The 23,109-nt window shown below is 69.8% G+C and carries 21 protein-coding genes; 13 read left to right on the top strand and 8 right to left on the bottom strand.

Going from position 1 to position 23,109, the window contains the following annotated elements:
- Nucleotides 1-33 precede the first annotated feature (33 nt).
- Both DPQ65_RS10450 and DPQ65_RS16515 read left to right on the top strand, forming a co-directional pair.
- Nucleotides 34-717, top strand: coding sequence for a Crp/Fnr family transcriptional regulator (locus DPQ65_RS10450; RefSeq protein ID WP_114907275.1), 684 nt, complete (start codon nt 34-36; stop codon nt 715-717).
- Between the two features lie 4 nt (nt 718-721).
- Nucleotides 722-1,570: a TatD family hydrolase gene (locus tag DPQ65_RS16515; protein WP_420330086.1), complete on the top strand. Its 849-nt coding sequence runs from the start codon at nt 722-724 to the stop codon at nt 1,568-1,570.
- Between the two features lie 283 nt (nt 1,571-1,853).
- Here DPQ65_RS16515 and DPQ65_RS10435 read toward each other — a convergent pair whose 3' ends face one another.
- The 3 genes from DPQ65_RS10435 to DPQ65_RS10425 all read right to left on the bottom strand — a co-directional run bounded on the left by DPQ65_RS10435 (nt 1,854) and on the right by DPQ65_RS10425 (nt 5,083).
- Nucleotides 1,854-2,771 carry an aldose epimerase family protein gene (locus tag DPQ65_RS10435; protein WP_238146782.1) on the bottom strand — a complete coding sequence of 306 codons (918 nt, stop codon included), beginning with the start codon at nt 2,769-2,771 and terminating at the stop codon, nt 1,854-1,856.
- A gap of 34 nt (nt 2,772-2,805) precedes the next feature.
- Nucleotides 2,806-4,506, bottom strand: coding sequence for a formate--tetrahydrofolate ligase (locus tag DPQ65_RS10430; RefSeq protein WP_114907273.1), 1,701 nt, complete (start codon nt 4,504-4,506; stop codon nt 2,806-2,808).
- 88 nt (nt 4,507-4,594) lie between these two features.
- Nucleotides 4,595-5,083 carry an SRPBCC domain-containing protein gene (locus tag DPQ65_RS10425; RefSeq protein ID WP_114907272.1) on the bottom strand — a complete coding sequence of 163 codons (489 nt, stop codon included), beginning with the start codon at nt 5,081-5,083 and terminating at the stop codon, nt 4,595-4,597.
- Nucleotides 5,084-5,099: 16 nt separating this feature from the next.
- On the opposite strand from DPQ65_RS10425, the gene DPQ65_RS10420 reads away from it, so the two are divergent.
- The gene (locus DPQ65_RS10420) at nt 5,100-5,429 is read left to right on the top strand and encodes an ArsR/SmtB family transcription factor (protein ID WP_114907271.1); all 330 of its coding nucleotides are present in this window, start codon (nt 5,100-5,102) and stop codon (nt 5,427-5,429) included.
- Nucleotides 5,430-5,436: 7 nt separating this feature from the next.
- On the opposite strand, the gene DPQ65_RS10415 is transcribed toward DPQ65_RS10420, so the two are convergent.
- Together DPQ65_RS10415 and DPQ65_RS10410 are read right to left on the bottom strand one after the other, a co-directional pair.
- Nucleotides 5,437-6,684 (bottom strand): low temperature requirement protein A, encoded by a 1,248-nt coding sequence (locus DPQ65_RS10415; RefSeq protein WP_238146781.1) that lies wholly within the window; start codon nt 6,682-6,684, stop codon nt 5,437-5,439.
- A gap of 40 nt (nt 6,685-6,724) precedes the next feature.
- Nucleotides 6,725-7,594 (bottom strand): DNA-3-methyladenine glycosylase family protein, encoded by an 870-nt coding sequence (locus DPQ65_RS10410; RefSeq protein WP_162802159.1) that lies wholly within the window; start codon nt 7,592-7,594, stop codon nt 6,725-6,727.
- Between the two features lie 72 nt (nt 7,595-7,666).
- Between DPQ65_RS10410 and DPQ65_RS10405 the strand changes: the two genes are divergently transcribed.
- From DPQ65_RS10405 to DPQ65_RS10380, 6 genes are all read left to right on the top strand, one after another.
- Nucleotides 7,667-8,122, top strand: a complete 456-nt coding sequence (locus tag DPQ65_RS10405; RefSeq protein WP_114907269.1) for a pyridoxamine 5'-phosphate oxidase family protein — start codon at nt 7,667-7,669, stop codon at nt 8,120-8,122.
- Nucleotides 8,123-8,227: 105 nt separating this feature from the next.
- Nucleotides 8,228-9,241 (top strand): ornithine carbamoyltransferase, encoded by a 1,014-nt coding sequence (gene argF / locus DPQ65_RS10400; RefSeq protein WP_114907268.1) that lies wholly within the window; start codon nt 8,228-8,230, stop codon nt 9,239-9,241.
- Nucleotides 9,238-9,744, top strand: coding sequence for a PH domain-containing protein (locus tag DPQ65_RS10395; protein ID WP_114907267.1), 507 nt, complete (start codon nt 9,238-9,240; stop codon nt 9,742-9,744). The genes argF and DPQ65_RS10395 overlap by 4 nt, the downstream gene beginning before the upstream one ends.
- Complete coding sequence (locus DPQ65_RS10390; RefSeq protein ID WP_162802158.1) at nt 9,741-11,483, top strand: PH domain-containing protein; 1,743 nt, start codon at nt 9,741-9,743, stop codon at nt 11,481-11,483. Before DPQ65_RS10395 ends, DPQ65_RS10390 begins: the two co-directional genes overlap by 4 nt.
- On the top strand, nt 11,483-11,803 hold the full coding sequence (locus tag DPQ65_RS10385; protein WP_114907265.1) for a tetratricopeptide repeat protein: 321 nt from the start codon (nt 11,483-11,485) through the stop codon (nt 11,801-11,803). Before DPQ65_RS10390 ends, DPQ65_RS10385 begins: the two co-directional genes overlap by 1 nt.
- 84 nt (nt 11,804-11,887) lie before the next feature.
- Nucleotides 11,888-12,346 (top strand): GNAT family N-acetyltransferase, encoded by a 459-nt coding sequence (locus DPQ65_RS10380; RefSeq protein ID WP_114907264.1) that lies wholly within the window; start codon nt 11,888-11,890, stop codon nt 12,344-12,346.
- A gap of 33 nt (nt 12,347-12,379) precedes the next feature.
- On the opposite strand, the gene DPQ65_RS10375 is transcribed toward DPQ65_RS10380, so the two are convergent.
- Entirely contained in the window at nt 12,380-13,957 is a 1,578-nt protein-coding gene (locus DPQ65_RS10375) for a dolichyl-phosphate-mannose--protein mannosyltransferase (RefSeq protein WP_238146780.1), read from the bottom strand.
- A 98-nt stretch (nt 13,958-14,055) separates the two neighbouring features.
- Here DPQ65_RS10375 and DPQ65_RS10370 point away from each other — a divergent pair, with 98 nt between their 5' ends.
- The 4 genes from DPQ65_RS10370 to rsmI are packed head-to-tail and all read left to right on the top strand — an operon-like array spanning nt 14,056 to nt 18,447.
- Nucleotides 14,056-14,751 (top strand): succinate dehydrogenase cytochrome b subunit, encoded by a 696-nt coding sequence (locus DPQ65_RS10370; RefSeq protein ID WP_114907263.1) that lies wholly within the window; start codon nt 14,056-14,058, stop codon nt 14,749-14,751.
- Between the two features lie 46 nt (nt 14,752-14,797).
- Nucleotides 14,798-16,768, top strand: coding sequence for a fumarate reductase/succinate dehydrogenase flavoprotein subunit (locus tag DPQ65_RS10365; RefSeq protein WP_114907262.1), 1,971 nt, complete (start codon nt 14,798-14,800; stop codon nt 16,766-16,768).
- Between the two features lie 55 nt (nt 16,769-16,823).
- A complete protein-coding gene (locus DPQ65_RS10360; RefSeq protein WP_114907261.1) occupies nt 16,824-17,567 on the top strand; it encodes a succinate dehydrogenase/fumarate reductase iron-sulfur subunit in 744 nt (247 codons plus the stop codon).
- Nucleotides 17,568-17,601: 34 nt separating this feature from the next.
- Complete coding sequence (gene rsmI, locus DPQ65_RS10355; protein ID WP_114907492.1) at nt 17,602-18,447, top strand: 16S rRNA (cytidine(1402)-2'-O)-methyltransferase; 846 nt, start codon at nt 17,602-17,604, stop codon at nt 18,445-18,447.
- A 23-nt stretch (nt 18,448-18,470) separates the two neighbouring features.
- On the opposite strand, the gene DPQ65_RS10350 is transcribed toward rsmI, so the two are convergent.
- Together DPQ65_RS10350 and DPQ65_RS16335 are read right to left on the bottom strand one after the other, a co-directional pair.
- Entirely contained in the window at nt 18,471-19,079 is a 609-nt protein-coding gene (locus DPQ65_RS10350) for a DUF4126 domain-containing protein (RefSeq protein ID WP_114907260.1), read from the bottom strand.
- Between the two features lie 213 nt (nt 19,080-19,292).
- Entirely contained in the window at nt 19,293-22,910 is a 3,618-nt protein-coding gene (locus DPQ65_RS16335) for a S8 family serine peptidase (protein ID WP_162802157.1), read from the bottom strand.
- Nucleotides 22,911-23,109 lie beyond the last annotated feature (199 nt).

Genomic DNA, 23,109 nt, shown 5'->3' with positions numbered 1-23,109 from the left:
TCGCGTCGAGCCGGCGTAAGATAGACTTGCGTCATGCCCGAGGACGACTTGTGCGTCACCCGCGTCCCGATCTTTCAAGGTCTCACCCATCAAGAGCAGTTGCGCGTCGCGGACTTCGCCCGCCCGGTACTCGCCAAAAAGGGAGAGATCGTCTATGCGCCCGGACAGCCGGTCTCGCGCCTGCTGGTGATGCACAGCGGACAGCTCAAGGTCAGCCACGCGGCCGCCAATGGCCAGGAACAGATCCTGCGAACGGTGACCGACGGCGAGGTCGTGGGTGAACGGGCCTTCCTGACGGGCCACCACCCGAACGACCTCGCCGTCGCGCTGGAAGAGAGCCGGATGTGCGTGTTCGACCATGCCGACCTTGCAGTCCTGCTGCGTGACTACCCCGACATCAGTCAGCGGATGCTGCGCACGCTCTCCGACCGCCTCTCCTCCGTCGAGCGACTGCTGGCCGCCATCACCTCCAGCGATGTCAATGCCCGCGTCGCGGCCTACCTACTGGACCTACCCGGCACCATCCGGGACGGAGCGGCCACGGTGAGACTGCCGATGGCGAAACAGGAAATCGCCGCGTACCTCGGCACGACGCCGGAAACCCTGAGCCGGCGCCTCGCCGCGCTCTCGGTCTCCGGCCTCATCGAATTGCACGGGCGTCGAGACATCACGATTCTCGATATCGATGCACTTGAACACGTAGCCACACCTCGATAAACCGGTGCCGCGGCGTGTCGGCCTCCTGGGCAGTATCCGTTGCAGCTCGAACCCGCCCTTGACCTCCTTGAAGTGGCGTCACCCGTGCAGGCTGCTCACTACGACCTTCCTCCGGCGCGCCGTGGTGCGAAGGGGAAGAGCCGCCAAACAGCACGACGTGTTGGCCTCGCTGCTCACGCAACTCCAAGCGAAGCCCCGACTCACGTCGATCCACAGCTACCGGGCAACCAACGAAGTCGTGGAACATCTCGAACACACCCCGATCACCGGCGCGATCCTGCATTGGTGGCTCGGCGACCGGTCCACCACAAGGCGCGCAGTTGAACTCGGAGCCTACTTCTCGATCAACACCGCCACCCTGCGCCGAAGCGACGCCATCGACCTCATCCCCACGGACCGTCTCCTCCTAGAAACAGACCACCCCGATTGGGAACCGCAGCGGAGCCCGCCCGCATCAACCTGGCAACGTCCGCGACGTCGAAGCAGCTCTCGCCAAGCAGCGCGGAGTCACCACCGCTCAGATCCGCGCCCATGCGTGGCGCAACCTCGCCACGCTTGTGAACACCACTGGTACGAAGTCTCTGCTGCCACCCCGAGTCGTAGCAATCCTCGGGGCTATCGAGTAACACCCCGACAGGGGCGTCGAGACTCACCGCACTCGCCCATGAGTGTCCCGAAGCTTCACCCCCGCAGCGAGGAGCGCGACACGCACGGAACTGGGGTTGAATCCAAGGCGCGCGCCCACGCTCGCCAACGACTCACCCTGTTCGTAACGGCGGCACATCTCAAGCACCAGCGCAGGAGAGGGCTTCTCTCGACGGAGCCGGACCCCTCGCTCGCGCAAATGACTTGAGAGGCGTTCACGACTCACCTCCAGATCCTTCGCGATGGTCCGCAGGATCTCCCCACCCCGATACCTCCGCGCGGCCTCAAGCAGCATCGTTTCCGTCAAGCGCGTCACCGGGCGCGGCAGCGGCTCCAAAGACTCCTGGCCAACCAACGAGTCCCGACGCCGAATCGCGTGATGCGAAGACACGGCCCGCGTCAGCGCCGGGGCAAGGTTCGAACACTGTCGCGCTACCTCCACCCATGTTCGACCGCGCTCCAGGGCTCGGTCTGAGGCAGCAGTCTCGCGGTCACAGAGCGCGGACCTGCCAGCCCACCGTCACCGGTTCCTGCGTCAGCATGATCAGGTCGGTGCCGGAGTTGAACGCATCCGGTGGGCAGGTCATCGGCTCGAGGGCGACCGCGTGCCGCGGGCGGCGCGCGTCCCACTGTGCGGTGAAGACCTGCACCCAACGGTGTCGCTCGGACCAGGTGACCTCGACCCCGGAGCCCGCAGGGGTGGTCAGCCGGGCGACGCGCGCGGTCAGGCCACCGAAGGCATGGTCGATCGGCTGCTCACCGAGGGTGCGCCCGGTGCGCAGGTCCAGGCCAGCCTCGCCAACTGGCACCAGCTCCTGCGGCACCAACCGGTCGTCGACGGCGAGGGCGGACTCGGCCGGCAGCTCCAGGGTCCAGTCCTGCGCCGGGCCCGCACCGGCCACGAAGTAGGGATGCACGGTCACGCCATAGGGTGCCGGGCTGGTCGGCTCAGCGCCGGTCGGGTGCTGTTGTGCGGTCACCTGCCAGGTCAGGCCGCCCTCGGCGTCCAGCTCGTATGCCGTCGTGAGGCGCAGTGACCACGGGTAGCCAGGTTGTGGCTGGGTGTCCAGGCCCCACCGTGCCGTGCTGCCCGTCGCCTCGAGGAGTGTCCAGCCCTGGTCGTGCACGAAGCCGTGGAGGGCGTGCCCGCGCTCCGGCTCGGTGATCGCCAACTGGTGACGGTGCCCCTCGTGCTCCCACTGTCCGTCGACGACCCGGTTGGGCCAGGGGGCACAGATCGCGCCCTCATACGCTGGTCGACCCATCTGCAGGCCGGAGGGCAGGACCAGGTCTCGGTCGTCGTGGCGCAGGGAGCCGAGGGCTCCGCCGTCCGCGGTGGTCGTCGCGGTGTAGCGACCGGCACGCAGTGTGACGTGGTCATGGGTCTGGGGTGGGGCGGGGGTGGGCACCTGACGGTTATAACAGGGTGGGCCGCGTCCAGGGTCAGGACAGCCCGGTGACCGTGCCGTCCGCCGCCAGCTCGATCCGCTCGGCGTTCGGGTGCCGCGACAGGCCCGGCATGGTGCGCATGTCGCCGGCGATCGCGTAGACGTAGCCGGCGCCGACACTGGCCCGCACCTCGCGCACCGGGAGCCGCCACCCGCGCGGCGCGCCCATCAGGGTCGGGTCCGAGCTGATCGACAGGTGGGTCTTGGCGATGACGATCGGCAGGCCACCGAACCCGGCATCCTCATAGGTCTGCAGCGCCGTCCTCGCGGCCGGTGAGTAGTCGACGCCGTCCGCGCCGTAGACCCTGGTCGCCACCGCGTCGATCTTCTCCGCGAGCGAGTCCTCCAGCGCATAGGTGGGGGTGAACCGGGTCGGCTCCTCGGCGGCGGCCAGCACCTCGCGTGCCAGGTCCTCCCCGCCGGCGCCTCCCTCGGCGACGTGCCTGGTCACGGCGCAGCGGACGCCCAGCTCGGCGGCCAACCCTCGGATCACGTCGTGCTCGCTCTCGTGGTCCTGCGGGAAGGCGTTGATCGCCACGACCGGGCTCACCCCGAAGGAGCGGATGATCTCCACGTGGGCCCGCAGGTTCTCCAGACCAGCGCGCACCTCGTCCGGGCTCTCGGCGAGCAGGCGCTCGGGGAGCGGGCGCCCGGCCTTGATGTCGTAGTTGCCGGAGTGCACCTTCAGGGCGCGCACGGTCGCCACCACCACCGCGGCGTCCGGCTCCAGGCCGCCCACCCGGCACTTGACGTTGCAGAACCGCTCGGCCCCCATGTCGGCCCCGAAGCCCGCCTCCGTCACCACGACGTCCGCGTGGCTCAGCGCGACCTGGTCGGCCACGACCGACGACGTGCCGGTGGCGATGTTGCCGAAGGGGCCGCAGTGCACCAGGGCAGGGCCTCCCTCCAACGTCTGCAGCAGGTTGGGCTTGAGCGCGTCGCGCAGGATGACCGCCATGGCGCCCGCGACCCCGAGATCCTCGGCGCTGACCGGCTTGCCCTCGCCGGTGTAGCCGACGACGATCCGACCGAGCCGCGAGCGCAGGTCCTGGTAGGACGTGGTCAGGGTCATCAGCACCATCACCTCGGAGGCGGCGGTGATGTCGAAGCCGGTCTCGCGGACCAGCCCGTCGGCCCGGGCTCCCATCCCGACCACGATGTTGCGCAGGGACCGGTCATTGACGTCCATCACCCGGCGCCAGGTGATGTTGCGCAGGTCGAGCCCGAGCTCGTTGCCGAAGTGCAGGTGGTTGTCGACGGCGGCCGCCAGCAGGTTGTGGGCGGCGGTGATGGCGTGGAAGTCACCGGTCAGGTGCAGGTTCAGCCGCTCCATCGGCACCACCTGGCTGTAGCCACCTCCAGCGGCGCCGCCCTTGATCCCGAAGGTGGGTCCCATCGACGGCTGGCGCAGGGTGGCCACCGCGTTGGAGCCCAGTCTGCGCAGCGCCTGCGTCAGGCCGACCACGGTCGTGGTCTTGCCCTCGCCGAGGGGTGTCGGGGTGATCGCCGACACCACGACATACTTCCCGCGGGGCGGCCCGGCTGCGGCCGCGAGATCGATCTTGGCCACGTCCCGGCCGTACGGCTCGACGTGCTCGTGGGCGATGCCCAGGTCGTCTGCGACATCGGCGATCGGGCGGAGCGTGGCGGAGGTCGCGATCTCCAGGTCGCTCGGCAGGGGAGTGGGTCGGCTCATGACTCAGAGCCTATGCACGACCCCGAGAATGCCGGGGCGGGTGTGTCGAGGAGCGCGGATCAGGCCGGGACTCCCGGCCATGGTTTGGTCAGGCGTAGAAGCCCTCGCGCAGGTTGATGCCGTGCTCCACCCACGCCTTCAGGGCGTTCAGCATGCTCGTCCAGCCCTCACAGTTGCCGAAGGCCTCCGCGGCGCCGTCCGCGGTGGGTTGCCAGCTGGACTCCGTGATGGAGACCAGCGTGCGCGTGTCGCCGTCGATCGGCTCGAACTCGAAGGTGGTCCTCGTCGTCCCCGACGGGTCGGTGGTCGTCTCAGGTCCTCGCTCCGTCGTCCACTGGATGACGATCCGGCGGGGTGGGACCGCCTCGAGCACGGTCACCGGGAACCGTCCCGGGAAGTCGTGAAAATCCCAGCTGACGTCGGCGCCGGCCTCGAGCCGTCCCCGGGCGCCGCCGGTCGTGAAGTAGCGGGACAGCTGCGCGGGGTCGGCGACCGCCTCGTAGACCTCCGCACAGGGCCGGGCGACGCGCCCGGCGACGGTGAAGGTCAGTTCGGTGAGCTGCTGTGTCGTTGGCATGTGATATTTATATAACATGAATGCTGGAGAGCGCAATGGGGACGCGAAGGATGACCTGGTCTTCCGTGCCCTGGCCAACGCCACCCGGCGGCAGATGCTCGACGTCCTGCGCGACGCGCCGCGCACCACCGGTGAGCTGTGCGATCAGTTCCCGCAGCTCGACCGCACCACGGTGCTGCAGCACCTGCGCGTGCTGGAGCGGGCGGACCTCGTCATCGGCCGGAAGGTCGGCCGGGAGCGGCATCTCACGCTGGCACCGCAGCCCATCAAGCGCATCCACGACCGCTGGATCGGGGACTACACCCGTGCCGCCGTCGCGCTGCTGGACGAGCTCGACCGCGAGTGAGGGCGGCTTAGGACAGGGTGCGCGCCACCGCGTCGGCCTGATGTCGGTGCCCGACCGCCTCATAGCCCACGATCACCAGGAGCGGGGCACCGGCCGCGAGCAGGATGCCGGTGCCGATGGAGGCGCCCGCGGCGATCGTGAGGACGGCGGCGGTCAGGACCGCCAGCGCGCCGACCACCAGCCAGGTGTGGAAGGTGTCGAACTGGTGCAGCAGCAGGGAGTACAACGTGATGAGCGCGACAGTGAACACCGCCACCGGCACCACGACGCTGAGGATGGCCCCGACGGGACCGAGGTGGGCCTCGTGCTCAATGACGTTCGCGGCGACGTGGAGACCCGCGCCGGTCGCGGCGAGGGAGCCGAACAGCACCAGGTGGCCGTAGCCCCAGGTGAATCCGCGCTCTCGGTGTCCTGCCAGGACCTCACCCGACGGCATCGTGAAATAGACCCACCACAGGCCGAAGGCGAGCATGACACCGCCCGAGGCGACCAGAACGGCCTCGAGGGACCAGCCCTGCTCCTCGACCACGGCCGAGATCGCCAGGATCGTACCCAGGATGACCTCACCCAGTGTGATGATCACCAGCAGGCCATACCGCTCGGCGATGTGGTGCGCGTGCCACGGCGTGCAGGCTCGTCGTTCGGCGATGGCCGGGATTGACATCTCGAAGATGACCAGCAGGAGTGTCACCACCACGGTGACCGGGAGCGGGGGGTAGGTGAAGATCTGGATCACCCAGACCACCTGGGCGAGCGCAATGAGGCGGGCATAGGTCTGCGTGGCGGGGCGCCGTGGTGGGTCGTGCCTGCCCGCACGAAGCCACAGCGCGATGGTCGAGACGCGCATGACCACGTAGCCGGCCACCACGATGCCGTTGTCGATGTGCTCGCCCACGTCGATCGAGTGGAAGAGGGCGGGCATCCCGAGGGCGATGACTAGCACTCCAAGCATCTGCACCATCGTGGCGACGCGGAAGAAGACGTCATCGTTGTCGTAGGCCGAGGCGAGCCAGGAGTAGTTGATCCAGGCCCAGCAGATCGCGAAGAGGGAGAACGCGAAGGCGCCGACGGCCGTGGCGATGTGGCCCAGCTCGAGCAGATGCGCCATCTGGGTGCTCGCCTGGCTGAAGGCGACGACCAGCGTCAGGTCAAAGAGCAGCTCGAGGGGAGTGGCGCTCCGGTGCTCCTCGTCCGGGTCACGGCCCTCATGCGCTGGACCCAGTGATCTCGGCGGGACGACTCCGGCATAACGCACATCCTCACACGGGCGGCGCGTCAGCGCAGGTGGCTGACGCTCAGCTCGCTGCGGCCCACAGGTGGGCCGTGGCCCAACCGCGGTAGGGGCGCCACGCCTGCGACTCCTCCTCGGCCGCTCGGGGCCCGGCACCGCCCAGGGCACGGCGCAGGACAGCGTCGGAGGCTGGGAACGCGTCGGGGTCACCCAGGGCGCGCAGCGCGAGGTACTCCACCGTCCACGGACCGACGCCGGGCACCCCCAGGAGGTGCCTGCGTGCACCGGCCGGGTCGACCCCAGGGGTGAGTCGGAACCCGTCGGCGAACAACTGCGCGACCGACTGGACGGTCCGGGCCCGCGAGGTGGTCAGCCCGACGGCGGCGCGCAACTCCTCCAGCGGTGCCCTCGCCAGGGTGTCGGCGGAGGGGAAGACCCGCAGGCACTCCACCGTGCCGGGAGAGTATGCCGCCCGCAACCGTTCTCCGAACAGCCTGGCCGAGGAGAGGGTCACCTGTTGCCCGACGACCGTGTCGATCGCCGCCTCGAAGCCCGCCGGGTGGCGCAGTGGCCGCAGGGCAGGTCGCTGGCTCACCAGCGGAGCGAGCCGTGGGTCGAGTGAGAGCTGGGCGGCCACGGGGCCGGGGTCGGTGGCCAGGTCGAACCACCAGCTGACGACGTCGGTCGCCTCGTCGAGGACTCGGGACGGCGCCCGGAGGGTGAGCCCGCCGGGGTGGACGAGCAGGGTGATGGCCATCGGCGCACCACCGAGCGTCAGCAGGCGCCGGTGGGTGCCTCGTGCGCTGCCAGTGCCGTTGCCGGGGTGAGGTTCGTGGGCCACCACCTCGCTGCCGGGTGTCGCGTGGGCGGCCAGGGTCGCCAGGACCGCGTCCGCCTCCAGCCCACCGACGGCGGGCAGCTCCACCTGATCCACGGGCTCATGCCTAGCACCCGACGCGGACACGACGGCGCGGGGGGCGACAGGACCCCTGGTTATCGTTCAGGCATGACTCCTCCTGAGGCCCGTGACGGCGCCACCCGCACGGCGGACACCCTGGCCACCCTGCGCACCGAGGGGATCGATGCGTGGGTCGCGACCGCGTCGCCCGATGGGATGCCGCACCTGGTCCCGCTGTCGCTGCTGTGGTCCGAGGAGAAGGCGGTCATCGCGCTGCCAGCGTCCTCGCTGACCGCACGCAACCTGACGGCGACCGGGCGGGCGCGACTCGGCGTCGGCCCCACCCGTGACGTCGTGCTGCTGGACGTGGTGCTGGACCGGGCGGTGGACGTGGGCGATGACGAGGTGCTGGCGGATGTCTATGCGGCACAGACCGGCTGGGACCCACGAGGGTCGGCGGGCTATGTCTACCTGGTCCTGCGCCCCACGCGGGTGCAGGCATGGCGCGAGGGCAACGAGATCGCCGGACGGACCCTCATGCGCGACGGGGTCTGGGTTCACTGACATCTCGCCGGGACAGGTGCGGGTGCGGGAGGGGATGGGTGCGATGCTTGGACCAGTGCGTGCGGCAGCACGCGAGCACCGGCAAGCGCAGGGAAGGAACACGTGATGGCAGTTGACCTGCGGGGGCGCAGCCTGCTGAGTCTGGTCGAGGAGACGCCGGAGGAGATCGGTCACCTCCTGGACCGTGCCGCGGAGCTCAAGGCCGCCCAGCGGGCCGGCACCGAGGTGCCGCGGCTGGCGGGGCGCAACATCGCGCTGATCTTCGAAAAGACCTCCACCCGCACCCGGTCCGCCTTCGAGGTGGCAGCCGCAGGCCAGGGAGCCTCGACGACCTTCCTGGAGACCGCGTCCACCCAGATCGGACACAAGGAGTCGATCCCGGACACCGCGCGGGTGCTGGGCCGGATGTTCGACGCCATCCAGTACCGCGGGGCCGACCAGTCGGTCGTCGAGGACCTGGCCGCGCACGCCGGCGTGCCGGTCTACAACGGACTGACCGATGACTGGCACCCCACCCAGATGCTGGCCGACGCACTCACCATGCGCGAGCACGCCGAGCAGGCCCTGGACCAGACGTCCTTCGCCTACCTCGGCGACGCACGCAACAACATGGGCAACTCCCTGCTCCTGATCGGCGCCAAGCTCGGCATGGACGTGCGCATCGGGGCACCGCGGGCACTCCAGCCGACCGACGAGCTGATCGCGCAGTGCCAGACCATCGCGGACCAGACCGGCGCCCGCCTCACGCTCACGGAGGACCCGCAGGAGGCGGTCCGGGGCGTCGACTTCGTGCACACCGATATCTGGGTGTCGATGGGCGAGCCTGCCTCGGCCTGGGGCGAGCGCATCGAGGTGCTCCTGCCCTACCAGGTCAACGCCGCGCTGATGGAGGCCACGGGCAACCCGGCGGCCAAGTTCATGCACTGCCTGCCGGCCCTGCACGACGCCGGCAGCGACATCGGTCGCGAGCTCATCGAGCGCTATCCACACCTGGCCGGCGGGGCTGAGGTCACTGACGAGGTCTTCGAGTCCGAGGCCAGCATCGTCTTCGACCAGGCCGAGAACCGGATGCACACCATCAAGGCCCTGCTCGTCGCCACCCTGGTGGGCAGCGCATGAGCTCGGCCACCGGAGACCCCGCGCTGCGCGACCCCGCCCGCAAGGTCTCGCGCCGAGCCATCGGCTACTGGACGACCACCGCGCTGATCTGGGAGGGCATCTTCCTGGCGATCCTCACGGTCGTCTACCTCGTCGTGCTCCCCGAGCGGTGGTGGTGGGCCACCGCGATCCTGGCGCTCGCAGTGCTCGGTGCGCTGGTCGAGATCCTGGTTGTGCCGCGCTTCAAGTTCGCGGTGCACCGCTGGGAGGTCACCGACACCGCGATCTACACCCGCTCGGGCTGGCTCAACGTGGAGCAGCGCATCGCGCCCCTGTCCCGCGTGCAGACCGTCGACTCCGAGCAGGGCGCCATCCAGCGGATGTTCGGCCTGGCCTCGATCACTGTCACCACGGCGTCCTCGGCCGGCGCGATCGAGATCAAGTGCCTGGACCACGACGAGGCCCGCCGCGTGGTCGCCGACCTGACCGAGATCACCGGCCGCGACAAGGGTGACGCGACGTGACCCTGCCCCCTGACCCACCGGGACCGACCGGGCCGGCGCACGATCTGCCGCCCCCGGGGGAAGGGGGCCTGGACGCGCCACCCAGCGGAGCGGCATACGACCTCCCGGCGCCGCAGGCGGTGCGGGACCAGGAGTGGCACCGGCAGTCCCCACGGATGCTGTTGGTCCATCCGGTCCGGGTGCTGTGGTCGATGGCCTTCCCGATCGTCATCGCCCTCATCGGCATCAGCCGGTCCGACAGCAGCTGGTCCATCCGGCTCCTGCCGGTGCTGGTGGTCGCGGCGCTCGCGGCCGGTGTGCTCCCCTGGTTCACCACGCGCTACCGGTTCACCGACACCCAGCTGCAGGTCCGCAAGGGGCTGCTCAACAAGTCGGAGAAGACCGCGCCCCTGGACCGGGTGCGCAGCGTCGACCTGGAGTCCCCGCCGCTGCACCGCGTCCTGGGGCTGGCCCGCGCCAAGATCGGGACCGGTGTCGACGAGACCCGGGTGGAGCTGGACGGTCTGGCCACGGCCGACGCCGCCCAGCTGCGGGAGTATCTGCTCCTGCGTGGGGCCCAGGGACGCGCGGGGTCACCGGGGACGCTGCGGGAGGCACCGCCCGAGGCCGGTATGCCGCAGGGCGCGCCCGAGGGGACCGCACCCCAGACCGGTGGACCGGTGGGGCTGCCGCAGGAGCAGGTGCTGGCCGAGATCGACTGGTCCTGGCTGCGGTTCGCGCCGTTCAGCCTGTCGAGCCTGGTCATCGTGGCCACCGCGCTCGGTGTGCTCTTCCAGTTCGGTGACGATTTCGGGGTGCTGAGCCAGGACCGGGTGACCGACACCTACGAGTGGGTGCTGGCGCAGGCGATCATCGCCGTCGTGCTGGTGGGGCTGATCCTGGTGATCGTCGGCTGGCTGGTGGTCTCGACCCTGAACTACGTGCTGCAGTGGTGGAACCTGCGGTTGGTGCGTGAGCCCGGAGGCACGATCCGCCTCACCCGTGGCCTGCTGACCACCACGTCCACGACCGTCGAGGAGGCCCGGATCCGTGGGGTCCAGCTGACCGAGCCGCTCCTGCTGCGTGCCGTCGGTGGCGGCGAGCTCACCTCGCTGGCCACCGGCGTCGGGTCGGGGGGCACCACCAAGCTGTTGCCGCCCTGCCCCCGCCCGGTGGCGGAGTCGGTGGGTCACAGCGTGCTGGGCGCGGGGGAGCGGCTCCTGGACCCGACCGGTGCCGCTGCCCACGACGAGGGGGCCGGGCCGGACGGCACGTTGGACGGGCCGCTGACCGTGCCCGTGCGCAGCCACGGTCCGGCGGCGCGCCGCCGGCTGCTCTTCCAGAGCCTGTGGCCGACGCTCAGCCTGACCGCCATCGTCGGCGGGCTCAGCTGGTGGTTCTCCTGGCCCTGGTGGATCGTCGGTGCGGTCCTGGTGGCGACCGGCCTGCTCAACCTGGGCACGGCCGAGCTGAGCTATCGCAACCTGGGCCACCGCCTGACGCCGGAGCACGTGGTGAGCCGTTCCGGGGCGCTCCAACGGCAGCGGGTCGTGCTCGAGCGGGCCGGGGTCATCGGATGGGTGGTCCGACAGTCCTTCTTCCAGCGGCGCCGCGGCCTGGCCGATCTGCTGGCCACCACCGCCGCCGGACCGGAGGCCGTCACCGTCTCCAACATCCCCCTGCCGTGGGCGATCGAGCTCGCAGGACAGACCACCCCCACCGTGGTCGACCAGTTCCGGTCGGCCGGAGAGGAGCCGTGATGGCCGAGGACCTCACCCAGACCTACGACCGGGCGACCTTCCTGTTCGAGAACAAGGAGTTCGCCAAGGCCGCCGAGCTGTTCCGGCGCCTGGTTGAGGAGGAGCCGGACCATCTCGAGGCCCGCATCTGGTTGGCGCGCTCCTACTACCACTCCGCCCAGCTGGGGCGGGCCGAGGAGGTGCTCACGGAGGTCGTGGGCCGCTGGCCGACCGAGGCCTATGCGCACCTCCTCCTGGCCAGGACGCTGCAGCGCGCCGGTCGTGCCGAGGAGGGGCGTCAGCACCTGTTGCTCGCCGAGGCGATGGGCCTGACGGAGTAGTACCCTCCTGGGGCTCGGGGTCGCTCAGCGCTGCAGCAAGAAAACCGGAGGCGCGCAGGCGTTCGGTGTGGCTACCGTCGCCGCATGGACACCGCTGACTTCGTGCCGGTCGGCTTCGAGCCGCCGCGCTCCCTGACTGCCGACCGCTTCCGGCTTGAGCCGCTGGGCCCCCGGCACAATGAGGCTGACCGTGCCGCGTGGATGTCCAGCATCGAGCACATCCGGTCGACGCCCGGCTATCCGGACGGCAGCTGGCCCCCGCCGGAGGGGCTGACGATGGAGCGCAACCACCAGGACCTGACGCGGCACGAGGCCGATTTCGCTGCCGGCAAGGGTTTTACCTTCACGGTGCTCGACCCGGCCGACGAGGACGTCATCGGGTGCGTCTACCTCTACCCGACCACCCGGAAGGGCCACGACGTCAGCGTCCAGTCCTGGGTCCGGGCCAGTCACGCAGAGCTCGACGAGCCGCTCGCGGACGCCGTGGCCGAGTGGATCAGGACCGACTGGCCGTGGGAGAACCCGTACCGCCACGGCCGGTGATGACCATGCCGCGGTCCGGCCGGCGCCCCGGGGTCAGGTCCAGAAGTCGAACCACATGCGCAGCTCCCACTGGTCCCGCGGGATGGTCTGGGCCGTGTGGACCGGGTAGTACCAGACGAACAGGGCCACGGCAGCCGTGACGTACAGGATCACCGCGACCGCACCCCACCGGCGTCTGACCAGCGGGTCCTGCGCGCGGCCGTAGGCCAGGGACAGGCAGTAGATGACGATCAGCACCAGCCACGGCACGAAGGCCACCGCGTAGAAGCTGTAGATCGTGCGGCCCTGGTAGAGGAACCACGGCAGCCACCCCGCGATCACCCCGGACAGGGCGGCGCCGGCGCGCCAGTCACGGCCGATGATCCACATGAAGGCCACGACCAGCAGACCCAGGGTGGCGCCCCACCAGATGAACAGGTTGCCCAGCGAGGCGATATAGGTGACGCAGTCGGCCGCTTCACACCCGTCCTCGCCGAGCTTCGGCCAGCGGGAGTAGAACAGCGTCGGACGCCCTTGCACGATCCAGGACCACGGGTTGGAGGACCATGCGTGCTCGTTGGCGAGCCCGACGTGGAAGCTCATGATCTCCTGGTGGTAGGCCCACAGGGACCGCACGGGGTCGGGCACCAGGGAGGCCGGCCCCAGCACGGGGTTGTCGGCGGCCCACTGCCGCTTGTAGCCGTGATCCGTGGCGAACCAGCCGGCCCAGCTGACCAGGTAGGTGACCAGGGCGACCGGCACGGTCTGCAGGAAGGCCGGGATGCCGTCGCGCACCGCCGAGCCGATGAACCACCGCTGCGCCCCGGCAGCCCTCCGGGCGCCCATGTCCCACCAGACGGTCATCAGGCCGAAGGCCGCCAGGAAGAACAGCCCGGACCACTTGGTGCCGATGCACAGACCCAGGCTGACTCCGGCAGCCACGCGCCACCAGCGGAAACCGAGGCCCGGGCCCCACCGCATACTGCCCGGGCTGGGTGCCAGTGCACCCACCCGCGCCGCCAGACGCCGGCGACCGTCCTCACGGTCGATGAGCAGCAGACAGAACGCGGCGAGTGCCCAGAACATCACGAAGACGTCGAGCAGGCCGGTGCGGGAGTGCACGAAGTGGTGGCCATCCGCCGCGAGCAGAGTGGCCGCGGCGGTGGCCAGCAGCGGGTTGTGGAACATCCGCCAGGCGGCGCGGCCGATCATCAGGATGGACAACGTGCCCACGACTGCGGCGGCGACCCGCCAGCTGAACGGGTCCTCGACTCCGAACACCCACTCGCCCAGGCCAATCATCCACTTGCCGACGGGTGGGTGGACCACCAGGTCCGGGGTGCTGCCGAAGACGTCCGGGGTGCCCGCGGTGAACAGCACGTCGGGCTCCTCGAGGCCCTCGCGCACCTCCATCTCGGTGCCGAACCGGATCAGCGACCAGGCCTGCTTGACGTAGTAGGTCTCATCGAAGATCAGGGAGGACGGGTGCCCCAGGTTGACGAACCGGATGACGCCGCCCAGGACCATGACGATCAGCGGACCCCACCACGCCCAGGCCGCGGCCCGGGCGCTCACGGCCGGCCCGAGCAGGCGCGCGCGCAGGCTCGTCGGCCCCCCGGTCGGTTCGGTCACGGCGTCATAGTAGGCGGGGAACCTGGCTCACCGGCGCGTTCGGGGGCGGTGACGGGGGTTGTCCTCGCGCGGCGTGTCGCCAGTAGTACAGTCCTGACGTGGCCACCTCAACAATCTCCGCAGGCAAGCGGCCCAGGACAGGAAGCATCCTGCTCAAGACGGTGATGGCCGTCACGGGCGTGATCTTCGTCGGGTTCATCCTTGCCCACATGTACGGCAACCTGATGATCTTTGCCGGCAAGGACAGCTTCAACGAGTACGCGCACCATCTGCGTGAGTTCGGCACGCCGATGCTTCCGGAGAAGGGTTTCCTCTGGATCATGCGCATCACGCTGCTGGTCAGTCTCGTGCTGCACGCCGCGTCAGCCTTCCTGCTGTGGAGCCGCGCGGGCCGCGCCCGGACGGTCCGCTACGTCCAGCGCAAGGGGGAGTGGGCCACCTTCGTCAAGCGGTCGATGCGCTGGGGCGGTGTGGCGCTGCTGGTGTTCGTGGTCTTCCACCTCCTGCACTTCACGACGCTGACGATCAACATCGGCGGCACCTACGACAACCCCGCCGACCGGCTGGTGGCCAGTTTCGGTGAGTGGTGGGCGGTCCTCATCTACCTGTTCGCCATCGCCTGCCTGGGCATGCACCTGCTGCACGGCATCTGGTCTGCGGGCATGACCCTGGGCCTGAACACCAGCCTCGACATGGCCGAGCGGCTGCGGTTGGTGGCCATCCTCGTCGCGGTGGTCGTCGTGGTCGGCTTCGCGCTGCCCCCGGTGGCCATCTTCCTCGGACTGATCCCATGACCGCACCCCAGTTGACCACCGGGAGCACCAGGACGGAGCACACACGATGACCGCACCTCTCATCGAGGGCCTCTACCGCGAGGGCGAGCCGATCGCGGACACGGCGGCACCTGCTGGCCCGATCGCCGAGAAGTGGACCCAGCGCAAGTTCGACGCCAAGCTGGTCAACCCGGCCAACCGTCGCAAGCTCGACGTGATCATCGTCGGCACCGGCCTGGCGGGTGCCTCCGCCGGGGCGACGCTGGGCGAGGCGGGCTACAACGTCAAGTCGTTCTGCTACCAGGACAGCCCGCGCCGGGCCCACTCGATCGCCGCCCAGGGCGGCATCAACGCCGCGAAGAACTACAAGGGCGACGGCGACTCGATCTACCGGCTGTTCTACGACACGGTCAAGGGTGGGGACTACCGCTCCCGCGAGGACAACACCTACCGGCTGGCCGAGGTCAGTGCCGACATCATCGACCAGTGCGTGGCCCAGGGCGTGCCGTTCGCCCGCGAGTACGGCGGCCTGCTCGACAACCGCTCCTTCGGCGGCGTCCAGGTCTCCCGCACCTTCTATGCGCGCGGGCAGACCGGCCAGCAGTTGCTGATCGGCGCCTACCAGGCGCTAGAGCGCCAGATCGGCGCCGGCACCGTCCAGATGTATGCCCGGCACGAGATGCTCGAGCTCATCGTGGTGGACGGCAAGGCCCGCGGGATCATCGCCCGCGACATGGTCACCGGCGAGGTCCAGACCCACCTGGCGGATGCCGTGGTGCTCGCCTCCGGGGGCTACGGCAACGTCTACTTCCTGTCGACCAACGCCATGGGCTGCAACGTCACCGCCTCCTGGCGGGCCCACCGCAAGGGCGCCTACTTCGCCAACCCCTGCTACACGCAGATCCACCCGACCTGCATCCCGGTCTCCGGCGACCACCAGTCCAAGCTGACCCTGATGAGTGAGTCGCTGCGCAACGATGGCCGGATCTGGGTGCCCAAGCGCCGCGAGGACTGCGAGAAGGACCCGCGCGACATTCCCGAGGAGGACCGCGACTACTACCTGGAGCGCCTCTACCCCTCGTTCGGCAACCTGGTGCCCCGCGACATCGCCTCCCGGCAGGCCAAGAACATGTGCGACGAGGGCCGCGGTGTCGGTCCCAAGGTCGGCGACTTCCGCCGCGGCGTCTACCTGGACTTCAAGGAGGCCATCGGCCGCCTGGGTGAGGACGCCGTCCGCGCCAAGTACGGCAACCTCTTCGACATGTACAAGCAGATCACCGGTGAGGACCCCTACCAGGTGCCGATGCGCATCTACCCCGCGGTCCACTACACGATGGGCGGGCTCTGGGTCGACTACGACCTGCAGGCCTCCATCCCGGGCCTGTTCGTCACCGGGGAGGCCAACTTCTCCGACCACGGGGCCAACCGCCTCGGCGCTTCGGCGCTCATGCAGGGCCTGGCCGACGGCTACTTCGTGCTGCCCAACACCATCCGCGACTACCTCGCAGACGGGCCCTACGAGCCGATCGACGTCAAGCACCCCGCGGTCGTCGAGGCACAGGACGCGGTTGAGAGGCGGATCACGACGCTGCTCGGCATCAACGGTGACCGCTCCGTCGACTCCTTCCACAAGGAGCTCGGGCACATCATGTGGGAGTACTGCGGCATGGAGCGCACCGAGGAGGGGCTGCGCAAGGCAATCGACCTCATCCGGTCGCTGCGTGAGGAGTTCTGGCGCAACGTGCGGGTCCTCGGCGCCGCCGACACCCTCAACCAGTCGCTGGAGAAGGCCGGCCGGGTCGCGGACTTCCTCGAGCTCGGCGAGCTGATGTGCATCGACGCGCTGCACCGGCGCGAGTCCTGCGGTGGCCACTTCCGGGCCGAGAGCCAGACCGAGGACGGCGAGGCGCTGCGCAATGACGACCAGTTCCTCTATGTCGGCGCGTGGGAGTGGGGCGGCGACAACGGCGACCCGGTCCTGCACAAGGAACTCCTCGAGTACGAGGCGATCGAGTTGAAGCAACGGAGCTACAAGTGATCACCCCCGGCCGCACCCCATCCGTCGCACACTCCGAACCTCGTGGAGGGACCCGATGAAACTCACCCTGAAGATCTGGCGGCAGAACGGCCCGGAGGACAAGGGCGGCGTCGTCACCTACCCGATCGAGGGCGTCTCCGAGGACATGTCCTTCCTGGAGATGCTCGACGTCCTCAACGAGGGGCTGACCGCCAAGGGCGAGGAGCCGGTCGCCTTCGACAGCGACTGCCGCGAGGGCATCTGCGGGATGTGCGGCGTGATGATCAACGGCGAGGCCCACGGCCCCGAGCGGACCACGACCTGCCAGTTGCACATGCGGTCCTTCCGCGATGGTGACGAGATCGTCATCGAGCCGTGGCGGGCCGACGCCTTCCCGGTCATCAAGGACCTGTGCGTCGACCGTGGCTCGCTCGACCGGATCATCCAGTCCGGCGGTTACATCTCGGCCAACACCGGGTCCGCGCCGGACGCGCACGCCACTCCGGTCCCCAAGGACGACGCCGACCGCGCGTTCATGGCGGCCGAGTGCATCGGCTGCGGTGCCTGTGTCGCGGCCTGTCCGAACGCCTCCGGCATGCTCTTCATGGGCGCCAAGATCACCCACCTCGGCGAGTTCCCGCAGGGTCAGCCCGAGCGTGACGCCCGCGTGCTGTCCATGACGGGACAGCACGACGAGGAGGGCTTCGGCGGCTGCACCAACCTGGGCGAGTGCTCCCGGGCCTGCCCGAAGGGCATCCCGCTCAACGTCATCTCGCAGATGAACGGCGACCTGCTGCGCGCCCAGCGGCACCGCGCCTGAGTCCCGGACCCACGGCATACGGCCAGGGGTGTCGGTGACTACGCACCGAGCCGCACTCGTCCTCGCGGCCACGCCGATCGGCGACTCCCGCGACGCCTCGCCCCGCCTCCTGGAGGAGCTGGCGACCGCAGACGTCGTCGCCGCGGAGGACACCCGGCGGTTGCGGCGACTCACCGACCGGCTCGGGGTGAGCGTGGTCGGCGATGTCCTGTCCTACCACGAGCACAACGAGGCCGCCCGCACGCCGGAGCTGGCGGCCCGGATCGGCGCCGGGGAGCGGGTCCTCCTGGTCACCGATGCCGGCATGCCGTCGGTCTCCGACCCGGGCTACCGCCTCGTGACGGCCTGTGTCGCCGAGGACCTGCCGGTCACCTGTGTGCCCGGCCCCTCGGCCGTGCTGATGGCTCTGGCCGTCAGCGGGTTGCCGGTCGACCGGTTCTGTTTCGAGGGCTTCCTGCCCCGGAAGGCGGGGGAGCGCGCGCGGATGCTCGGGCAGCTGGTGGAGGAGCCGCGCACTATGGTCTTCTTCGAGGCCCCCCACCGCCTCGCCGCGGCCCTCGAGTCGATGGCTGAGGTGTTGGGCCCGGACCGACCAGCAGCCGTATGCCGAGAGCTCACCAAGACCTATGAGGAGGTCCGCCGCGGGGGGCTGGCCGAGCTGGCGCAGTGGGCCGCGGACGGTGTGCGGGGGGAGATCACCGTGGTGGTCTCGGGGCTGGACCCGGCGGCCGGCCCCGCAGTGACAGTGGCCGATGTGCTGCCGGAGATCCTGGAGCGGACGGCGGCCGGGGAGCGGCTCAAGGACGTCTGCAAGGAGGTCGGTCGACGCACCGGGCTGTCGACCAAGGCGTTGTATGACGCGGTGCTCGCTGCTCGCTGACACGCGCGGCCCGGGGGTGGTGGTCAGCCGTAGTAGGCGCTGACGGCCTGCTCGCGCTCTCGACGGCGTCTGCGGGCGCTGCGCCACAGCACGATGCCGCCCCACAGCATGAGCAGCAGCACGAAGATCACGATGACCGGGAAGAAGATCGCCACAAAGCTCAGGCCGACCGAGGCGGTGTCTTCGGCCGTCGAGGCCAGGGGAGCCCCGATGCCGAGAGTGCTGGCATTGATGACGGGACGGGTGACGGCCTTGCCGGTGTGCACGATGCCAGCGGTCACGATGCCCAGGACGACACCGATCCAGGGGTTGTCCTGCAACAACGAGGAGCCCTGCTCCAGGTCCTCCGCGGCCTGGGTCGCGGCGAAGATCAGGCCCCCCGACGCTGGGCGGATGAAGGTGCCGACGGCATCGTTGATGTGATCGACGACGGGGATCTTGTCGAAGACCACCTCACCGACCAGGAGCACTGCGGCACCGCCGATCGCCCAGTCGGACTCGATCCAGGCGTACTGTCCCGGCAGGTTGATGATGTCGGTGAACCGGGCCATCACGGCCACGATCAGGAACGGGATGTAGGCATTCAGGCCCGCCGCGGCGGACAGCCCTGCTCCGGTGAGTGCAGCGAGCATGGTCAGTCTCGCCCCCTTCGTCGTTCGGCGCGTCCCGGCGGGACCCGTTGCAGCCAGTCAACCATGGCGGACCTGTGACGTGTTCCCACGAGCCACGGTTCCGTGACCTCTCCGTGACCTTCCGGCGCGTCGACACGCACCGGTTCGTGGCACACGACGGTGGGCCCGTCCCGAGCGAACTCGGGGCGGGCCCACCAGGGGTTGAGCGCTGGGTCAGGGCGTGTAGACGATCTCGTTCAGGTCGTCCTCAACACCCTGGCTGATCGCGACGCGACCACCCAGGATCTGGATCTCTTCCGCACCCAGGCGGGTGAGCTCACCCATGGTGGCGTGCGGGATGTGATCCTGCTGGACCAGTAGGACGGGGCTGTTCAGGTGACCCGCGAGAGCGGCACCGGTCAGCGCGTCCGGGTAGTCCAGGCCGGTCGCCACGAAGACATCGTCCAGGCCCGCCGGGAAGTCGGCGGCGATCTCGGCGGCTGTCTCGTAGCGGTTCTCGCCCGCGGTGCGCTCGACCTCGCCGTAGACGGCCAGGTCGGCAGCGACCTCCTCGGAGATCGCGTTCGGCCCGCCCAGGATGACAATCGTGGTCGGGTCGAGCCGGTCGAGCTCGGCGGCCGTGACGTGCGGCAGCCGGTCGGACTTGGTCAGGAGCACGGCGCTCTCGACGGTGCCCGCCCGGGCCGCCCCGGTCAGGGCGTCGGCGAACTCCTCACCGGTGGCGACGTAGACCGTGTCCGCACCCGGCTCGATGTCCGCCGAGATCGCCGCAGCGGTCCCGTAGCGGTCCTCGCCGGCCATCCGGGTCACGGAGCCGTCGGTGAGGCCTTCCAGCTCACTGACGACCGCGTCGTCGATGGCCACGGGGCCGCCGAAGACGACGATCTGGCCCGCCTCGAGCCGCTCGAGCTCGAACAGGGTGGCCGCCGGGATGTCGTCCTGCTTGACCAGCAGGACCGGCACACCCTGGGCACCCGCCCGTGCAGCGCCCGCCAGGGCGTCCGGGTAGGTCTGGCCGGTGGCGATGTAGACCGTCTCGACGCCCGGGTCGTAGTTCGCCCCGGAGATCTTGGCGGCCGTGGAGTAGCGGTCGGTGCCGTCGATGCGGGACACGATCGGGGAGGTGGGAGCCTCCTGAGCGTCCGCGATGGTGAACGGCTCTCCGGTCCAGCTCTCGGTGCCGGCCTCCCGGTCGTCGTTGAACGCCTGGGCCTTGGTGACGGTCATCTCCAGGAGGTACTTGCCGTCCTCGACGGTGGCACCCTGGAAGGTGCCGTCCCAGGTGAACGCCAGGAAGTCGCCCGGCGCCTCACTGCGGCGCAGGTAGTCCTCCGTGTAGACGACGCCGACCTCCTCGCCCTGCGTGCCGTCGGCGTTGGCCCGGTAGGCCGTCACCTCGACGCTGCGGGCCTGGTGGCCGAACTCGGCGAGGATGGACGGGTCGTCGTGGTCCACCAGGGTGAAGACCGGCTCGTCACCGGTGCCCGTGTCCGGGAACGGCGTGTAGGACTCCTGACCGTCCCCGTTCGGGTCGCCGTCGCCGACGGCCAGCACGGGCAGGTCGAACTCGTAGGGTCCGGGCAGCAGGACCTCACGGTCCTGGTAGTCACCGGCGTAGCCGGCGTAGGGGACCCGCACGACGTCACCAGCAGTGTCGCCGATCGGCTCGAACTCCAGGTAGCCGCCGTACTGCAGACCCACCGTCATCTCCGGGCCCATGGTCGGGCCGGTGAACGTGACGTTGACCCAGCGGCTGCCGTTGGCGGCAACGGTCACCGTCTCCGGTGCCTCGACCACCGCGGCCGCGTTCCAGTACCCGGGGGCGTAGTCCGGGCCGTCGGTGGAGATCGTGGCGGTGTTGTTGCTCAGCGCGTACTCGATCGCCTGGTCGGTGGTGTTGCGGACCTGCACGGTCGCGGTCTGCGGCTCGGTGTCCGTCTGGCCGAGCGAGATCTTGCCCGGGCTGACCAGGGCCGGCGCCAGGATGGCGTCGTCGATGTCGACCATGCCGGCGCCCTGACGGTGCACCGAGTCCAGGAAGCCGATCGTGGGGTTGCCGGACCACGGGGCCGGGTCGGAGCTGTTCTGCAGCACCGTCCGGACGTCCTCGGTGGCCAGGTCGGGACGGGCCTGCAGCAGCAGGGCCGCCGTGCCGGCCACGTGCGGGGACGACATCGACGTGCCACCCAGGGAGGCGTAGCCGCCCTTCTCCAGCGGGTAGGCCGAGAAGATGTTGCCACCCGGTGCACCGAGGTCGGGCTTGAGCTCGAGCTCAGCCGTCATGCCGTAGGAGCTGAACGCGGAGATCAGTCCCGCGGTCGGGCTCTCGACCGAGGTGACCTCGTCGGTCCAGGTGAGGTCGATCGCCTCGTCGTTCGCGGCGATCGCGGCGTTCAGGTCAGCGCCGGCAGCCTGCTGGATCGAGACCACCGGGATCGTGACGGCCGGGTCACCCTCGACCGTGGCGTTGATGACGCCCGGCACGTTGTTGGCCAGGACGACGCCGACGGCGCCGGCGGCCTGGGCGTTGGCGGCCTTCTCGTGGAAGGAGCACTCGCCACGGTCGATCAGGACCATGGAGCCGGTCAGGTCGTCCTCGATGCCACCATCGGCGGTGCAGGCCATGCCCTCGATCGAGCCGGGGTCGCCCAGGCGGACGAGTGACTCGGTGCCCTCGGTGGGCGGCTCGGGCGCACCCGTGGCCGGCGCGTAGCCGACCGAGACGTCGTCGGCCCCGTAGGTGAAGGCGTTCTGGGTGACCATCGCGTTGTCGTAGGACGCCACGCCGATGGCCTTGTCGGAGACACCCGGCGCACCGGCGGAGAAGGTGCCGCTGGCGCCCTCGTTGCCGATCGAGGCGGCGACGACGATGCCGGCGTCCACCAGCGAGTCGGAGGCCACGGCGGTCGGGTACTGCTCCCAGGAGGCCCAGCCGGAGCCGATGGACATGTTGACCACGTCCATGTCGTCCTCGTAGGCCAGCTCCATGGCCGAGAGCATGATGTCGGAGGTCGTGGAGCCTGCGCAGCCGAAGACACGGTAGGCACCGATGACGGCGTCGGGGGCGACACCCACGACGCCGCCTGCGGCCTCGTCGCCGTTGCCCGCGGAGATGCCGGCGACGTGCGAGCCGTGGCCCTGGCAGTCATCCGGGTTGACGTCCGGGACCGGAATGTCGGTCGCGGGGGTAGCGGCGTTGTAGTCGTCGCCCACCAGGTCATAGCCGACCTGGACCTGGTCGGTCTGCCAGTCCTCCGTGATGCCGTCACCGGGGGTGCCGTCACCGCCGAAGTCCGGGTGGTCGATGTCGACGCCGGTGTCGATGATGGCGATGCGCATGCCCTCGCCGGTGTAACCCATCTCGTGGGCCTTGTCGACACCGGTCATCCCCTTGGCGTTCTCCATCTGGGGAGAGGCGTCGCCGAGGTCGAGCTCGGGAGCCTCGATCTGGTGGACCGGGAAGACCGCCACGACGTCCTCCGACGCGGCCGCGAGCTCGACATCGGCGCGCGAGCCGGAGACGGACAGGCCGCTCCACACGGAGTCGTAGGTCTGACGCACCTCGAGGTCTGCCCCCACGGAAGCGGCGCGGGCCAGGAACGCGTCGGTCTGCGAGGTGACCGCGCTGGCCGAACCGCCCTTGACCACCGGTGTCGCGCTGAGCTGGATGAAGTAGGCGGACGGCTGTGCCTTCACACCCTCGATGGCACCGTCCACGAACTTGGTGCCGCCATCCGGGGCAACCACCCCGTAATCAGCGGCCTCACCCAGATCCCGCACATCGCCGTCGGCCTCGGCCGCGAACGCCCCGCCACTGCTGACGGTTGTCACGGCCAGCGCCACCGAGGCGACCCCCGCCGTCGCGACGCGGCGGAGACCCCGCGAGGGGGCCTTACTACCTACTCGTCTCATGAATTCTCCCAGAATCAGATGCCGGTGAATCCCACCGGTTGCTCGACAGTAGGCAGGTCGGGACCGGGAATCTAGACCCCCGCGCCCGGTCCGTTATCGATTCGTGATCAAAAGGGTC

The organism is Ornithinimicrobium murale (assembly GCF_003352835.1).
Taxonomy (GTDB): domain Bacteria; phylum Actinomycetota; class Actinomycetes; order Actinomycetales; family Dermatophilaceae; genus Ornithinicoccus; species Ornithinicoccus muralis.
This window is presented reverse-complemented; position numbering and strand designations above follow the sequence as displayed.

Excerpts from the sequence above, each read along its gene's own strand:
- DPQ65_RS10405 (WP_114907269.1), top strand. The coding sequence starts at position 7,667 with ATGACTCCTCCTGAGGCCCGTGACGGCGCCACCCGCACGGCGGACACC.
- DPQ65_RS10395 (WP_114907267.1), top strand. The coding sequence starts at position 9,238 with ATGAGCTCGGCCACCGGAGACCCCGCGCTGCGCGACCCCGCCCGCAAG.
- DPQ65_RS10430 (WP_114907273.1), bottom strand. The coding sequence starts at position 4,506 with ATGAGCCGACCCACTCCCCTGCCGAGCGACCTGGAGATCGCGACCTCC.
- DPQ65_RS10385 (WP_114907265.1), top strand. The coding sequence starts at position 11,483 with ATGGCCGAGGACCTCACCCAGACCTACGACCGGGCGACCTTCCTGTTC.
- DPQ65_RS10350 (WP_114907260.1), bottom strand. The coding sequence starts at position 19,079 with ATGCTCGCTGCACTCACCGGAGCAGGGCTGTCCGCCGCGGCGGGCCTG.
- argF (WP_114907268.1), top strand. The coding sequence starts at position 8,228 with ATGGCAGTTGACCTGCGGGGGCGCAGCCTGCTGAGTCTGGTCGAGGAG.
- DPQ65_RS10360 (WP_114907261.1), top strand. The coding sequence starts at position 16,824 with ATGAAACTCACCCTGAAGATCTGGCGGCAGAACGGCCCGGAGGACAAG.
- DPQ65_RS10450 (WP_114907275.1), top strand. The coding sequence starts at position 34 with ATGCCCGAGGACGACTTGTGCGTCACCCGCGTCCCGATCTTTCAAGGT.
- DPQ65_RS10380 (WP_114907264.1), top strand. The coding sequence starts at position 11,888 with ATGGACACCGCTGACTTCGTGCCGGTCGGCTTCGAGCCGCCGCGCTCC.
- DPQ65_RS10365 (WP_114907262.1), top strand. The coding sequence starts at position 14,798 with ATGACCGCACCTCTCATCGAGGGCCTCTACCGCGAGGGCGAGCCGATC.
- DPQ65_RS10425 (WP_114907272.1), bottom strand. The coding sequence starts at position 5,083 with ATGCCAACGACACAGCAGCTCACCGAACTGACCTTCACCGTCGCCGGG.
- DPQ65_RS10420 (WP_114907271.1), top strand. The coding sequence starts at position 5,100 with ATGAATGCTGGAGAGCGCAATGGGGACGCGAAGGATGACCTGGTCTTC.